Source organism: Planctomycetaceae bacterium, from assembly GCA_041398785.1.
In the GTDB taxonomy this organism is placed as follows: Bacteria; Planctomycetota; Planctomycetia; order Planctomycetales; family Planctomycetaceae; genus JAWKUA01.
Map to the genome: position 1 here is coordinate 20,404 of JAWKUA010000005.1, position 13,860 is coordinate 34,263.

Genomic DNA, 13,860 nt, shown 5'->3' on the forward strand with positions numbered 1-13,860 from the left:
GTACAGGTCGTACAGATCAATCAGGTACAGCACTTCGTTGATGATTTCCTGCTGCGGTTTGGGAAGCTGGCGAATGTCGTCGCGGGTTCCCATGACCATCACCGTTGGCTCGATTCTGCAGCTCTTCGCTTTCGCCAAACACACGCACCAGAGCCTTCAGATTCTTTCGCTCATCCGGACGCGCCATCGCCAGGATCACGGGCTTTTCGGGATCCCGCAGGAACGCGGCCAGTTCCCGTGCGATCGGCGGTTCGGTCCAGGATTCATCGGGCGGATGGAAGGCGGACAGATCGACGGCCGGAGCAATCACTTCCATGCGATCCGGCTGGTAATGATCGTAAATCGCGTACTGCTGTTCGACTTCCTGATTGGTGCTGGTGACGACCAGTGAGGCCGTTTCCAGAGCGGTCTCTTCGGCTTCAATACGGGTGTGGAAGTGATATTTTCTGTCGAGCTGCTTCGGGTTTTTGTGGCCGATCAGCAGCCGCTGTTTCTTGACGCGCCCCAGCGAATGGCCGGTGAACGACATACGGAATGTGCAGCAGCCGCCAGTTGAGCACCCACGTATCCGGCGTCGGCATAGTGGCCGTGGATGACATCCGGAAGACCGTTGCCGAAAATGCACCAGCGTCTGGTCGATGAACATCTCCGAAACGGCCACAGCGATTCCTTCTTCAGATAGCGCTCGGTCCGAAGGAATACGCACCAGCCTGGCTTTGTCCGTGATGGGTTCTTCGGTCTGAGCGTACTGTTCGTCGATATTCGGATCGATAATCTGCCGCGTCAGCAGTTCCACGCTGTGAACCTGCGGGTGCCGGGACAGCTCCGCGGCAAGTTCCAGAACATAAATCACCTGGCCGCCCGTATCCGCGTCGCGCCCCAGCTCCGGCTCCGTGGCACGAATCAGCCCGTGCAGACTGATCAGACAGATTTTCAGTTGGCCGATTTCGCGGGAAGTCGTCATTTCCAGGTGTTTCGGTTTCTGTCAGCAGTGTTGCGGTGGAGCCCCAGAATAGCCGACCATCACCGGAACGGAAACGCGCGGCGGTCCGTTCAGCGTCCCGCGCGTGCGTGTGGAATCTCGCGACGTTGTCTGCGGAGCGGATGGGCGGCACACGGACGAGTCCAGCGTCAGCGTTTGGCGGCCAGCATCAGCACACCGGCCGCGACAAGTCCGACGCCCGTCCATTCGCGAAGGGACAGCCGTTCGCCCAGAAACACGAAGGCGAATGCGGCGACCAGCACCAGACTGAGCTTGTCGACGGGAGCCACTCGCGACGCGTCGCCAATCTGCAGCGCGCAGTAGCAGACCCAGGAGGCTCCCGTTGCCAACCCGGACAGACTCAGGAACACCCACGTCTTCCGCGGCAGCAGCAGCGGGTTGGTCCACTTCCCCGTGATCGCGACAAACAATCCCAGCACGGCGATGATAATCACCGTTCGCACCAGCGTGGCCATGTCGGAGTCGACATCCTGCAGGCCGACTTTCGCAAAGATCGCCGTCAGCGCGGCGAACACCGCGGACAGAAGTGCCCAGTAAAGCCACGCGGAGGAATTTGGCATGTTCGTCGCCCGGCGCTGATTTGGAAGGATGGCTTTGAAGCAGGATCGGCCCGTGTTACAGAATCGACGGTCCCTTCACTTCGATGCCCTTGAGCTTCATCTTCAGTTCTTCGACGTTGGGTGATACTTCGAACGCTGTTTCGCGGCTGATGAATTCCCGCGTTACGAAGTCGTACAGGCTGTCATTGAACAACTGCATGCCTTCGTCTCTGCCGATGCGAATCGCGGCGGGCAGCTTTTCGTCTTCGTTTTCCATAACCAGCTTGCGCACGGTCGGGTTGAACGTCATGATTTCGACGATCGGCACACGGCCGGGTTCGTCGACGATTGTCTTCAGCAGTTTCTGGCCGACGATTGCCTTCATGCTCATTCCGATCGCCGCGCGGTCGCCGCGTGCATGTCGGCCGGGGAACAGGTCGATGATACGGGAATTGTGCCGGGTGCGGTGGACGTGAATCGTTCCGAACACCAGGTGGCCGGTTTCCGCGGCGTGAATGGCGGTTTCGAAGGTTTCGCGGTCTCGCATTTCGCCCACCAGCATGATGTCGGGTCTTCTCGCACGGCGTGTTTCATCGCCACGTGGAAGTCGACCACGTCCTGGCCGATTTCCCGCTGGTTAATCAGGCACTGGTCCGACGTGTAGATGAACTCGATCGGGTCTTCGATCGTCAGGATGTGCTTGTTCATGTTGTGATTGATCCAGTCCAGCATCGACGCAATCGTCGTGCTTTTCCGGACCCGGTGACGCCGGCCAGCAGCACCATGCCCTGATCGAACTTGCACAGTTGTTCCATGATCGGCGGCAGATACAGCTTGTCAAACGGCGGAATGAACCGCTCAATCCGGCGAGCCACCATGCCGACCTTGCCCAGTTGAGTCAGCAGGTTGACACGATACCGCCACGGTTCATCCTTGTAGATCACGACCTTGGAAAAGTCCGCGCGCCGTCGCGATGAAGATGTCCAGGTTGCGCTGGTCCATCATCGGAAATGTCAAATCCACCATCTGCCCTTCGGCGATGGGCGGCATTTCCAGTTCCTTCAGGTTGCCGCGAATTCGCAGCACAGGCGGGCGGTCCACCTGCAGATGAATGTCGGACGCCTTATGTTTGACGGCCAGCTTGAAGATCTTGTTGATCTCAATGTCTTTGTTCGGGTCAAAGGTCGACTTCAGCCAGTCTCGTGCTCGTGCCATGTTTCTGATTTTTCCGTTTGCTGAACTAAGGCGATGGGCAGATGAGAATTTACCAATGCAGAGCGACATGTGTCACCCTCCCGTTGAAACGGGAGGGTCGCCGATCGAATGCCGTTCAGGCGTTCGATCGCGGGGAGGGCGTCGCACAGGGAACTCCCCTTGCTCGGACGCTCCTCGTTTGATCGCCTGCACGGCGATCAGTCTTCGACCCTCCCGTTGAAACGGGAGGGTATGTTCTCATCGGCCGCAGGCCTAATATCCCGTCATTCCCGCGAAGGCGGGAACCCAGTGCGCGTGATGCGGATTATCGCATTCGCGCCAAAGTGCGTGCTGCCGGTCGCGGGGAACTGTATTTTGGCGCGCGCTACAGTCTTACAACCACGCCGCGTTCCGCCATGTATCGTTTCGTTTCTTCAATGGTGTAGGTTCCGTAGTGAAAAATGCTGGCCGCCAGAGCCGCGCTGGCTCCGCCGGTGGTGACGGCCTGAAACAGGTGTTCCGGGCACCCCGCTCCGCCGCTGGCGACAACGGGAATGGAAACGGCGTCCGCGACCGCTCGCGTGATTTCCAGATCGTAGCCGTCCTTTGTTCCGTCAGCATCCATGCACGTCAGCACGATTTCTCCTGCGCCCAGCCGTTCGACTTCAACGGCCCAGGCAACGGCTTCCAGACCGGTGGGCAGGCGGCCGCCGTTGATGTGAACGTCCCAGAATTCGCGGCCGTCCTTCTGAATCCGTTTCGGATCGATGTTGACCACGATGCACTGGCTGCCGAACTTCAGAGCGGCTTCGCTGACGAATTCCGGAGTCTTCACCGCTGCTGAGTTGATCGAGACCTTATCGCAGCCGGCTTTCAGCAGCCGGCGAATGTCGTCCACCGTGCGAATCCCGCCGCCGACGGTCAGCGGCATAAAGACGACTTCTGATGTTCGGGACACAACGTCCAGAATAATGTCGCGTTCTTCGTGACTGGCGGTGATGTCCAGAAACACCAGTTCGTCGGCGCCCTGCTGTTCGTATTTCTGAGCGATCTCAACGGGATCGCCGGCGTCCTGAAGATTGACAAAATTCACTCCCTTCACGACTCGCCCGGCGTGAACGTCCAGGCAGGGAATGATACGCTTAGCCAGCATGGTTTCGACTTTGACACAGACTTCCGGAACGACGGCGCGTTGCGGGCGACGAATGGGAGGCGTATGAGACCGCCGATGTGCGCCCTGGTCAACTGACCTGCCGTCAGACGGCGGCGATTCGCTGATTTGGTCGGGACGGTCCCCGTTTTCCCGCCGAAACCCGCCGAATACGATCGATTGTCGGCGGTCGGGCCGTCGGTCGCCGGACTCGAAACCGGCGGCTTCTCACAGACTCAGACTTCGCGGAGACGCACTGTTCCATGGCCTCAACAGCTTCATCAGAAACCGTCCATGTCGATCTGGGATATCGCAGCTACGACATTGTGATCGGGCAGAGCCTGCTTGCGGATTCCGCCCGGCAGTTTCGTGAATGGCTGTCGATCACAAACGACGACCCGCTGTGGTGCATGGTTGTGACGGACGAAATCGTTCACTACCCGTATGCCGTTGCCGTGGAGAATTCGCTGAAGGAGACCGTTTCGCACGTGGGCTCCGCGATCATCGTTCCCGGCGAAAAATCGAAGTCGCTGGAACAGGCGTCCAGGCTCTACGACGAACTGGTCACGTTCGGAGCCGATCGCCAGACCGTTGTTGTCGCCGTCGGCGGCGGAGTCGTCGGTGATCTCGCGGGCTACGTCGCCGCCACGTACGCTCGCGGCCTGAGATTCATTCAGGTGCCCACCACGCTGCTGGCTCAGGTTGACAGTTCCGTCGGCGGAAAAACGGGAGTCAATCATGCTCAGGGCAAGAATCTGATCGGAGCCTTCCATCAGCCGGCCGGAGTACTGATCGATACCAATTCGCTGACGACACTGCCGGAACGCGAATACGCCGCCGGACTGGCCGAAGTCATCAAATACGGTGTCATTCTGGACGGCGACTTCTTCGACTACCTGGAAGCCCGCGTCGACGGGCTGAACAACCGCGATCCCGAAATCCTGCGGCATGTGATCGCCCGCAGTTGTCAACTCAAAGCTCAGGTGGTGACTCAGGATGAACGCGAAACCACCGGGCTGCGAGCGGTACTGAACTATGGTCACACATTCGGTCACGCATTCGAAGCACTCACCGGATACGGAACACTGCTGCACGGCGAAGCGGTCGCGATCGGCATGATCTGCGCCAGCCGGCTTGCGGAAAAGCTGGGCCGGATTTCAGCGCAGGATACACAGCGACAGATCGATCTGCTGTCCGCCGTCGAACTGCCGACGGAAGTGCCGAAGGAACTGAAAAGCATGGCGAACCAGATCATCGAACGCATGCTGCTGGACAAGAAAACCGTCGCCGGCAGTCTGCGATTCGTGCTGCCCGACCGCATCGGTCACGTGGAGACAGTCAGGGGAGTCGCTCCCGATCTGGCCGTGACGTGTCTGTGAAGTGATCGTGACGCGTCCCCGGGGTGAAACCGCACGACCCGCGCTGCCGTGCTGCTGCTTCGATCTCACCGTGTTCGTCGCAACTCCCGCATGAACCATGTTTCAAGTGCGGTCAGCGTTCATTCGCCCCTTTTCCGGCCAGGATTCTGTCACGGAATCGGGCGATCCGCGTGACGCGAGTTTCCGGTTTTTTTGCGGAGTTCAGGTTGATCACGTAGCTCTTCTGCCGGCCCGGTGTCAGACCGTGAAAAGCATCGGCAAGCTCGGGATCGGATGCCAGCGCTTCCAGCAGCTCCACAGGAAACTCAAGCTCCTGCTGCACCTTTGGTGGCTTCGTGCCTGCAGCCGCGTACTCCATCGCTTCTTCAAGATACGACACGATCACCGGCCGCATCTCCGTCGCCTGAGCATTCGTCGTGAAGCGAATCATGTCCGCGTGACGGGTGTTCGGTCCCTGCTTTTCCATGACGCCGTGCGGGTCCTTCATCAGGGCCGCATTGAAGAAACTCAGCCGAAAGTCATCGCGAAACGCGCCCAGAATGACGACGTTGCGATCCGCATGCATGTAACACGGATGTCCCCATTTGACGGTCTCGACAAGCCGCGCGCCCAGGCAGATGCGGCGAAGAGCCGTCAGTCCGCCAATCCATTTCCGTGTTGAGCAATCGGGAGTCGCGAATCGCTCGCAGCGCCCGCAGCCTTTGGAAAAGAAGTCTTCGATATCGGTGATCATCCCGGGACTCCGGATTTCATGCGGCCTGAAAGTTGTGCGCCGGGACTTTACTTATACGCGAAAATGCTGCATCGCACATCTTCGATGAATGTGTCCGGCGGCGTCGGCGGATTCCGGTGTTTGTGGCGTGCCGTGGCGGCGCCGAGTTCCATCCGTTCGCCGGACGCGGCGCAGCGCCAGGGTTCTTCAGACCTGCGTCGAAGCATCGTCACCGCAACCTGCGTTTGTCTGTGGCCGGTTCGCTGACTACGCTGCGAACGCTGTTTCCGTGCCAACCAGGCCGGTCGCTGATGTTCTTTGCAGGGGGATCGGGGTCGATGCGAATGCACCGTTACGAAAAGCCGTTTGTCGCGATACTGGCATTGTTGCTGTGTTCCGCCGCAGGAGCCTGTGCTGCGAGTGCTGCCGAACCGCAGTCCGGTCAGACACATGCAAAGCCAAACGTCCTGTTCCTGATCTGCGATGACCTGAACTGCGACCTGGGCTGCTACGGTCATCCGCTGGTGAAGACGCCCAACATCGACGCTCTGGCGGCTCGCGGAGTGCGGTTTCGGAATGCTCACTGCCAGTATCCGCTGTGCGGGCCGTCGCGAGCTTCCTTTATGACGGGAATGTATCCCGATCAGACACTGATCCGCCGCAACGCCATTTATCTGCGCGAACATGTGCCGAATGTGCTGACGATTCCTCAGGTCTTCCGCAGCGCCGGGTACTTCGCGACGCGGATCGGAAAGATCTACCACTACAACGTGCCGCGTCACATCGGTACCAGCGGGCACGATGATCCGTATTCGTGGAACTACACGATCAATCCACGAGGACGCGATAAGGACGACGAAGACCTGATCTTCAGTCTGGTTCCGGGAAACTTCGGCGGCACACTCAGTTGGCTGGCGGCGGAAGGAACCGACGAAGAACAAACAGACGCGATCGCCGCGGCCCGTGCCGAAGACATGCTGAAGCGACATGCCGCCGATGGCACACCGTTCTATCTGGCTGTCGGCCTGTATCGTCCGCACACGCCGTACGTCGCTCCGAAGAAGTATTTTGAGATGTACCCGACCGAAGAAATTCGCGTGCCGACGGTGCCGGCCAACTATCTGAGCACGCTGCCCAAACCGGCCGTTCGTTCACTGAACCGCAAGAAGGACCAGGTTGATCTTGATCCCCGAGTGGCGAAGCAGGCGATTCAGGCCTACTACGCGTCGATCACGTTCGCGGACGCTCAAATCGGTCGCATTTTGTCCGCGCTGCAGCAGACGGGACTGGCAGAGAACACCATTATCGTGTTCACATCGGACCACGGCTATCACATGGGAGAACACGGCTACTATCAAAAGACGACGCTGTTCGAAAACGCGACGCGAGTGCCTCTGATCATTGCCGGTCCGGGCGTCACCGCGTCAGGGCAGGAAGCCGGCACGATGGCGGAGATGGTCGACATCTATCCGACGCTGACGGATCTCGCCGGGCTGGAAACACCTGAATCCGTTACGGGAGTCAGCCTGGTACCGGCACTATCCGATGTCGCAGCCGTTGTGCGAGACACTGCGCTGACTCAATACGCAAACGGCTACAGCATTCGCACCGCGAAGTATCGCTACACGGCCTGGGGCGCAGGCGGCGAAGAGGGTCATGAACTCTACGATTCCGTGAACGATCCGGACGAACTGCACAATCTGGCCGACGATCCGCAGCACGCCGATACGGTTACTCGGCTGTCGAAACAACTGCAGGACCGCATCGCTGATGCTCGCACGGTTCCACCGGGCATAAGGCAGATCGTGTTCGACAACACCCGCAACGTTCCGCAGCCGAATCCCTAGCGCGGATGATTCACCGTCCGCGAAAAAATTCTGTTCGGCGAAACCTCAGCCCGTTTCACCACCCTGGCGTTAAACTTCTGCGGTCGTCACGCGACCGCCCGCGCAGCGGGAGAGGGAGATTTTTCTTGCAGTCCAGCAGAAAATCGGGGAGAGGGCCGATCGCGCAAGCCGCGTCAACCCGGCTCCTGCGATTTCCCGATTTGAACGAATTCTGCGGTTACGTGTCGATGTACCACCTGGGTCTTCGGGTGTCCAGGAAACACTCGAACAAGTATCGACCATAGTCGCCGATGGCCAACTGGCAAGACTGGGCGTCATCGAGCACCATGTAGCCCCACGGCCCGAAAATCGTCCGGCGGCGATATCCCGGCGTCCGCCAGCGAATCGGGGAAATGGCCGTAACTTGCTTCGGTAGCTCTCCAATGGGACCGTAATCGGTGCCCCAATTTCACAGAGTTCAGCAGGCGACGGGGCGAACGGAAACGTGACTGCCTGCAGGGGCGAATATCCGTTGTATGCACGCAGCGCTACTGCAAAGTAGCTTGCCACCGCCACCAGAAGCACGCAAATCACACGACGCCGACCAATCACAAAATGAATCCCCGCAGATGGTCAAAAGTGGATCTGCCGGTCAGCCAGTGCCACCCACCCGGGTCGAGTACACCTTGAGCGCCGCTTCCCTTTTGCCGAAAGAACCTTAATACGTCACAAAGACTGCACCCAGCACGATCAGCACAAAACCTGTCGCGCTGGCAAGAACTCGACAATGTCATGGGAATCCGTGGCAACGCCTTCCGCACGGGACATTCGCCAACTCTGTAGCGCGCAGCAGATGCCGAACGGCAAAGTCAGCTTCATTGCCAGCAAAAACGTGATAGTGCCGGTCCGAGAGGCACTTGGGTTATCGGTGAACGCACCAAGGCAGCTGAGTGCGACGGCGAGAACCCAGATTGCCGGGCATGCCGCAACAAAGACTAGACTGAGGGGATATGACTTCACGATTCGCGGCACGTGCATGGCGACACTTCTGCAAAGTTTTTTGCAACAGAACCAATAGTGGTCCGTCCGGAAACGGGGTGCCGCGGGATTGAACGGGCGTTGAACCTTGCCGCTTTTTTGAGCTGCTGGCGTTCGTTGTGCCGAGTTCGGCGGCTGACGGAAGCGGCTTCGAGAATCAGCTTACAGCGCGGCGACGGCAGTGTCACGAGTATCCGGGACGACGGCTGTGCGATGTCCGGGTCGGGTTCCGTTGGGCTCAGGGAACCTACTCGGGGCGACTATTCGCGGGTTCGTCGTGGTGGGTTTCGGGCAGTTCGCTGATGTTGGGGTTCGTGTCGATCTTTGGCCGGGCATCCTCGTCCGATGGAAGCTGCGAGTGCTGTGGCGGTTGCGGTCGCGAGGGTTTCGGGAAGAAGGGAAACAGACGGCTGCGGTCTGTGTCGGAAGAATTCAGGCCGGCGTCAAATTCATCGCTGATCCGAACTTCGCCGATCATCGCGTTCTGCAGACCGGTCGACGAATACACGGCCACGGCCAGATCGCTGCCTTCGAGCAATGTCGAATCCAGCGTTCGCTGAGCCGTCAGCCAGGCGACCTGACTGAGCGTCTTTTTTGCGGAATCCGTAAATCGGTCGAATTCGGGAACGTACAGCAGAATGGCGCAGGAATTGTCGTTGAGCTGCACGAAGGCTCGGTAAGTTCGCGATTGCGCGGCGGGCTGGTCGCCGGTTTCCGTAAACAGCAGCGAATCGGCCTTGCCGAGCGCTTCAACGAAGTGACTCGCCAGCAGCGACGCGTCGCCGGTTGAAGAATCGTTGGCGAATGTCGCCGGTCGTTCATCGCGCAGCAGCATCGCTTCCGCCGCGTCCAGCAGAATTTCTGAGACGCTTCCGCTGCCGTTCGATCCGCTGTTGACGACGATCCTCATGTTGGAAGAATCGCGGCTGCCGATCGTGAACAGCAGAATTCCGACCGTCAGGATCAGGCTGGTATATCCGGTCAGCAGGCCGAACGTCGCAATCTCGGCTCCCGCATATTGCCCCTGCGACTGCCGCACGATTCCTCGAGCCATGTGACCGCTGACGATGGCGACCAGTGAAAACGGAATCGACACGAAGCACAGGCACATCATCGGGAACGCCATGACTCCCGACAGGAGGCTCAGAATCGCCAGCGCCGAGGTTTTCTGTGTCTGCCACGCGTGACTGACCGTGACATGCGATTGAGGCTGCCGGTACGGAGAATCGTCAGAATTGTGCGGTGATCGCATGGAGCATCCTTCAATGACCAGCGCGAGGAACCGGGCGAAACGGAATGGCGGGACACCTGGTGATTCGCCGCGACGCGCGGAAGCTTCGCGCCATTCCGGGAAGTTTTCCTGTCGACGATGACATCAGTCGTCGGACATTTCCAGCACCAGATAGCCCGACTGGCGGAATCCCAGGCGGGAGTACGTTCCCAGTGCGGCAGCGTTTTCGGATTCCACATACAACCGAATGCCGACGACGTCCGGCTGTTCGGCAAGTCGTCTGCGAACGAAGCGAAACAGTTCACGAAACACGCCAGCCTTCCGGAAACGTTCGTCAACGTAAACGCTCTGCAGCCAGACGATCCAGCCGTTTCGCCAGTCGCTCCATTCCCGAGTCAGCATCAACTGGCCCACAACGTCGCTGTTCACAACCGCCACGAAGTACTGAGCTTCGGGACTGAGCTGCAGGCTGCGGGCGACTCCCCGCCGCACGATGTCAGAATCCAGAGTCAGCGATTCTGTTTCGAAAGCCAGCCGGCAATTGAAGTCCGTGATGACGTCGACGTCGCCCGGTGTCGCGGGACGGCAGATGATTGTTGTGGAACTATTCACGATGCGGATCCCAGCCGTTGCGTGTCAGAAATTCGTCTTTCCAATAGTAGGTGTCCAGCAGTCCGTGGAGCGGCCGCTGCATGATCCGCAGCGCGGCGTACAGCGCTTCGATGGTGGCGAGCCCCTCGGCGGGGTCGGCGTACTTTTTCGAAACACGCGGGTACGCTGTTTTGGTCGGCGGCAGGGAGCGAACAGGAACATGGCGAAAGAAGGGCTCCATTCGCTGAGCCAGCCGCCAGGTTCCATCCAGCAGCAGCAGTCCCCGAGCCGCATCGTCCGGCTTCAGTTCCGGACCATCCAGCCCCAGCCGCACGTAGTTGTTCAGCGGCAGTGTGATCTTTTCGGGAAAGGTGAAAAAACGAAAGTCGTCCCGGCCTCGCAGCGGTTCGACGGAACACTTGCTGCGCCGTTCGCGGGGATGAACGACGATGACTGTGGGAGGATGAGCTTCCGAACTTTCTGACATGGACCGCATTGATCGGGAAGAGAATGTCACGCAAACGCCGGTGGTACGAGCTCGGCAGCGTGCAGGAATCCAGCGTCAGGCATCGCTCCGCAGTTCAACGATGATGCGCGAAACAATCGACGTCGAACGATGCCGCCAGCGCTCGGAGATTTCGGAGACTTCTCACACCGCGGACCCGACAACTATTCGCATCAATCGCCGATTTCGAATGTATCGTCAGGAGTTCTTGATCTTCTCGATTTCCGCCTGCAGCGCTGCGATTTCCTTTTCCAGCCTTGGCGCTTCGGCGGGATCGTCCGGCTGATTTCGAGCGGCGTTCAGCAGTTGCTGCAGTTTTTGAATCTTGTTCTTTGCCGCGTCAATTTGTTTCTTCTGTTTCTTGTTGAGCGCCATTCGATTGTAATCCGTTGCCTTGAAAATTCGCGGCCCCGACTGATCCCGGACAAGACGGCGACGCCGGTCATGGCGCGCGGAGCGGAGTCGGGGTCGGGGGCAGTCGGCAAGTTTATCGAGTGGCGGAAAGATTGCGACACATGGCAGACGCTGCCGACGAACTGAAACGACTGATCGGCGACTGCGTGGCTGCGGACGAATTGAAGAAAGCCGTCTTCAGCCGGCCCGCCGATCGTTCGTCGCAGGTCTCCCGAGTTGACGTCCGGCCGATTCTGTTAAAGGGCCGCCGAACGTACCAGTTCGCGTCGCGGACCGGGAACCAGGAAGTCCACCAGAATCTGCTTCCGGAACAGGCGGCTGGTGAACTCATGGAACTCGCCTCCGGCCGATTTCGTGACATCACCATTCACACTACGACTGCAGTGTGGTTCGGCCGGCGCAGCAGGAAGGGAGTGTGTTCGCTGAAACAGCAGGTTCGAACAGATCCGCCCGCCGGACAATCCGACGACGACGATTCGCTGAGCAGCCATGATCGTCGTCGGCAGTATCTGATTCCGGACGGCGTCCCGGTGCCGTTTCTGGTGGCGACGGGCATCATGTCTGCCGACGGCCGCGTAAAGGCAAAGCATTTTCGCAAATTCCGGCAGATCAACCGGTTCGCGGAATTCATTCGAGACGTCGCTGACCGGCTGCCCTCGACGGGCACGCTGCGAGTAATCGATTTCGGCTGCGGTAAGAGCTATCTGACGTTTGCCACGCATTATCTGCTGACGTCGATTCTGGGTCGCGACGCTGCAATCACGGGACTTGACCGCCGCGCCGACGTCATCGAAACCTGCGTGAAGATCGTCGAGGAACTGCGGTTGCCGGGGCTGAACTTCGCCGTGGGAGACATCGCGTCGCTTGAACCGGACGGCGATGTTCATCTGACGATTTCTCTGCACGCGTGCGATACCGCCACAGATGACGCTCTGGCGAAAGCCGTCCTGTGGCGCAGCGCTGTGATCCTGGCGGTTCCCTGCTGTCAGCATGAGCTGGCCGCGGCATTGTCTCGCGATGTTCAGCCGATGTTGTCTCGCCACGGGATTCTGCACGAACGGTTCTGTGCGATGGCAACCGACGCGGTGCGGGCTTCGCTGCTGGAGCAGGCCGGCTATTCCACCGTCGTGCAGGAGTTCATCGACATGCAGCACACGCCGAAGAACGTGCTGATTCGAGCGATCCGGCGGACTGCAACGGATCGGCCGCGCGACGTTGACGATCCTGCCGCGCAATTGCGGAAGTTTTCCGAGACCTTTCGCCTGCCGATGTTGAGACTGGAGCGGCAACTTGAAGAATACGGCCTTCTGACCGCTCGCTGAACCAGCATCCCCGCTTCATGCCGCATCTGCTGATCACCGTCTGTACGTACAACGAACTGGATAATATCCGGTTGCTGATACCGCAATTGCGCGAAGTGGCTCCCCAGGCCGACGTCCTTATTCTGGACGACAATTCTCCCGACGGCACCGGACAGGCCGCCGACGAATTCGCCGCGCAGGATGATCACGTCAGGGTCATCCACCGGCCGTTCAAGCTGGGAATCGGAGCGGCGACGCTGGCCGGATTTCGCTACGGCATTCAGCACGACTATGAACTGCTGCTGAATCTGGATGCTGACTTCAGCCATCATCCCCGCCACATTCCCGCGCTGCTGGATTGCGTGAAGACGTGCGACGTATCGATCGGCTCGCGCTATGTTCCCGGCGGAGGAATCTCCGGCTGGTCGTGGACCCGGCACGTGATGAGCCGCGGCGTCAATGTCTATTCGCGGCTGCTGCTGGGTCTGAAAACCCGCGACTGCAGCGGCAGCTTCCGTTGCTACCGCGTCGCGAAGCTTGCGGAAATCGACTGGGACCAGACTCTGGCGATGGGCTACGCCTTTGAAGAAGAGGTGCTGTACCGCTGCCGACAGGTTGGCTGCACGTTCCAGGAAACCCCCATTCACTTCGAAGATCGCCGCCTGGGCCGAACAAAGATCAGCGGCCGGGAAGTGATGATCGCCATCTGGATGATCCTGCGGCTCGGCATCCAGCGTCTGACCGGCGGAAAAAAAAACTCCCCGCGCGGCCGGTCATGAGTTTCGCGAACTGCTGCGACAGGCAATCTGCCACCGAAACCGAACGTCTGAGCCAGCGAATACGTTGGAATCCCGGGCTTCGTGCGTCGTGGAATTCGACAAACGAATTCGTTGCGACTCCCAGGTAAGGCTGGTATAAGGCTGGCATTCAAGGCTTTTGCGCGGCAATCGACAGCATGCATAATGTGGACCGACGCC

Annotated in this window: 16 protein-coding genes; 4 read left to right on the forward strand and 12 right to left on the reverse strand. The window is 59.4% G+C overall.

The genetic code is table 11. The features are described from left to right. Positions 1 to 16 precede the first annotated feature (16 nt). From R3C19_07150 to hisF, 7 genes are all read right to left on the reverse strand, one after another. Positions 17 to 964 (reverse strand): hypothetical protein, encoded by a 948-nt coding sequence (locus R3C19_07150; GenBank protein ID MEZ6060119.1) that lies wholly within the window; start codon positions 962 to 964, stop codon positions 17 to 19. A 167-nt stretch (positions 965 to 1,131) separates the two neighbouring features. Continuing rightward, complete coding sequence (locus R3C19_07155) at positions 1,132 to 1,563, reverse strand: EamA family transporter (protein ID MEZ6060120.1); 432 nt, start codon at positions 1,561 to 1,563, stop codon at positions 1,132 to 1,134. Positions 1,564 to 1,618: 55 nt separating this feature from the next. Further along, positions 1,619 to 1,927 (reverse strand): hypothetical protein, encoded by a 309-nt coding sequence (locus R3C19_07160; GenBank protein ID MEZ6060121.1) that lies wholly within the window; start codon positions 1,925 to 1,927, stop codon positions 1,619 to 1,621. Positions 1,928 to 1,929: 2 nt separating this feature from the next. Beyond that, positions 1,930 to 2,250 (reverse strand): hypothetical protein, encoded by a 321-nt coding sequence (locus R3C19_07165; protein ID MEZ6060122.1) that lies wholly within the window; start codon positions 2,248 to 2,250, stop codon positions 1,930 to 1,932. Further along, on the reverse strand, positions 2,247 to 2,486 hold the full coding sequence (locus R3C19_07170) for a hypothetical protein (GenBank protein ID MEZ6060123.1): 240 nt from the start codon (positions 2,484 to 2,486) through the stop codon (positions 2,247 to 2,249). Before R3C19_07170 ends, R3C19_07165 begins: the two co-directional genes overlap by 4 nt. Continuing rightward, entirely contained in the window at positions 2,470 to 2,826 is a 357-nt protein-coding gene (locus R3C19_07175) for a hypothetical protein (GenBank protein MEZ6060124.1), read from the reverse strand. The genes R3C19_07170 and R3C19_07175 overlap by 17 nt, the downstream gene beginning before the upstream one ends. A gap of 295 nt (positions 2,827 to 3,121) precedes the next feature. Next, positions 3,122 to 3,889 (reverse strand): imidazole glycerol phosphate synthase subunit HisF, encoded by a 768-nt coding sequence (gene hisF / locus R3C19_07180; GenBank protein ID MEZ6060125.1) that lies wholly within the window; start codon positions 3,887 to 3,889, stop codon positions 3,122 to 3,124. A gap of 260 nt (positions 3,890 to 4,149) precedes the next feature. Here hisF and aroB point away from each other — a divergent pair, with 260 nt between their 5' ends. Continuing rightward, complete coding sequence (gene aroB / locus R3C19_07185) at positions 4,150 to 5,265, forward strand: 3-dehydroquinate synthase (protein MEZ6060126.1); 1,116 nt, start codon at positions 4,150 to 4,152, stop codon at positions 5,263 to 5,265. 112 nt (positions 5,266 to 5,377) lie between these two features. On the opposite strand, the gene R3C19_07190 is transcribed toward aroB, so the two are convergent. Continuing rightward, a complete protein-coding gene (locus tag R3C19_07190) occupies positions 5,378 to 5,998 on the reverse strand; it encodes a YdeI/OmpD-associated family protein (protein ID MEZ6060127.1) in 621 nt (206 codons plus the stop codon). Between the two features lie 323 nt (positions 5,999 to 6,321). Here R3C19_07190 and R3C19_07195 point away from each other — a divergent pair, with 323 nt between their 5' ends. Next, the gene (locus R3C19_07195) at positions 6,322 to 7,824 is read left to right on the forward strand and encodes a sulfatase (GenBank protein MEZ6060128.1); all 1,503 of its coding nucleotides are present in this window, start codon (positions 6,322 to 6,324) and stop codon (positions 7,822 to 7,824) included. A 1,264-nt stretch (positions 7,825 to 9,088) separates the two neighbouring features. Here the strand turns inward: R3C19_07195 and R3C19_07200 are convergent. The 4 genes from R3C19_07200 to R3C19_07215 form a co-directional block, all read right to left on the reverse strand. Next, positions 9,089 to 10,093, reverse strand: coding sequence for a DUF4190 domain-containing protein (locus R3C19_07200; protein ID MEZ6060129.1), 1,005 nt, complete (start codon positions 10,091 to 10,093; stop codon positions 9,089 to 9,091). Positions 10,094 to 10,216: 123 nt separating this feature from the next. Then, complete coding sequence (locus tag R3C19_07205) at positions 10,217 to 10,684, reverse strand: GNAT family N-acetyltransferase (protein MEZ6060130.1); 468 nt, start codon at positions 10,682 to 10,684, stop codon at positions 10,217 to 10,219. Continuing rightward, positions 10,677 to 11,150 carry a hypothetical protein gene (locus R3C19_07210; protein MEZ6060131.1) on the reverse strand — a complete coding sequence of 158 codons (474 nt, stop codon included), beginning with the start codon at positions 11,148 to 11,150 and terminating at the stop codon, positions 10,677 to 10,679. Before R3C19_07210 ends, R3C19_07205 begins: the two co-directional genes overlap by 8 nt. Before the next feature lie 216 nt (positions 11,151 to 11,366). Further along, positions 11,367 to 11,543 (reverse strand): hypothetical protein, encoded by a 177-nt coding sequence (locus R3C19_07215; protein ID MEZ6060132.1) that lies wholly within the window; start codon positions 11,541 to 11,543, stop codon positions 11,367 to 11,369. Positions 11,544 to 11,683: 140 nt separating this feature from the next. On the opposite strand from R3C19_07215, the gene R3C19_07220 reads away from it, so the two are divergent. Continuing rightward, positions 11,684 to 12,904, forward strand: coding sequence for an SAM-dependent methyltransferase (locus R3C19_07220; protein MEZ6060133.1), 1,221 nt, complete (start codon positions 11,684 to 11,686; stop codon positions 12,902 to 12,904). A 17-nt stretch (positions 12,905 to 12,921) separates the two neighbouring features. Next, on the forward strand, positions 12,922 to 13,662 hold the full coding sequence (locus R3C19_07225; protein MEZ6060134.1) for a polyprenol monophosphomannose synthase: 741 nt from the start codon (positions 12,922 to 12,924) through the stop codon (positions 13,660 to 13,662). Positions 13,663 to 13,860: the final 198 nt, after the last annotated feature.

Coding starts and splice junctions, on each gene's coding strand:
- R3C19_07155 (MEZ6060120.1), bottom strand. CDS start 1,563: ATGCCAAATTCCTCCGCGTGGCTTTACTGGGCACTTCTGTCCGCGGTG.
- R3C19_07225 (MEZ6060134.1), top strand. CDS start 12,922: ATGCCGCATCTGCTGATCACCGTCTGTACGTACAACGAACTGGATAAT.
- R3C19_07215 (MEZ6060132.1), bottom strand. CDS start 11,543: ATGGCGCTCAACAAGAAACAGAAGAAACAAATTGACGCGGCAAAGAAC.
- R3C19_07175 (MEZ6060124.1), bottom strand. CDS start 2,826: ATGTCGCTCTGCATTGGTAAATTCTCATCTGCCCATCGCCTTAGTTCA.
- R3C19_07150 (MEZ6060119.1), bottom strand. CDS start 964: ATGACGACTTCCCGCGAAATCGGCCAACTGAAAATCTGTCTGATCAGT.
- aroB (MEZ6060126.1), top strand. CDS start 4,150: ATGGCCTCAACAGCTTCATCAGAAACCGTCCATGTCGATCTGGGATAT.
- R3C19_07195 (MEZ6060128.1), top strand. CDS start 6,322: ATGCACCGTTACGAAAAGCCGTTTGTCGCGATACTGGCATTGTTGCTG.
- R3C19_07165 (MEZ6060122.1), bottom strand. CDS start 2,250: ATGAACAAGCACATCCTGACGATCGAAGACCCGATCGAGTTCATCTAC.
- R3C19_07220 (MEZ6060133.1), top strand. CDS start 11,684: ATGGCAGACGCTGCCGACGAACTGAAACGACTGATCGGCGACTGCGTG.
- R3C19_07200 (MEZ6060129.1), bottom strand. CDS start 10,093: ATGCGATCACCGCACAATTCTGACGATTCTCCGTACCGGCAGCCTCAA.
- R3C19_07190 (MEZ6060127.1), bottom strand. CDS start 5,998: ATGATCACCGATATCGAAGACTTCTTTTCCAAAGGCTGCGGGCGCTGC.
- R3C19_07210 (MEZ6060131.1), bottom strand. CDS start 11,150: ATGTCAGAAAGTTCGGAAGCTCATCCTCCCACAGTCATCGTCGTTCAT.
- R3C19_07160 (MEZ6060121.1), bottom strand. CDS start 1,927: ATGAAGGCAATCGTCGGCCAGAAACTGCTGAAGACAATCGTCGACGAA.
- hisF (MEZ6060125.1), bottom strand. CDS start 3,889: ATGCTGGCTAAGCGTATCATTCCCTGCCTGGACGTTCACGCCGGGCGA.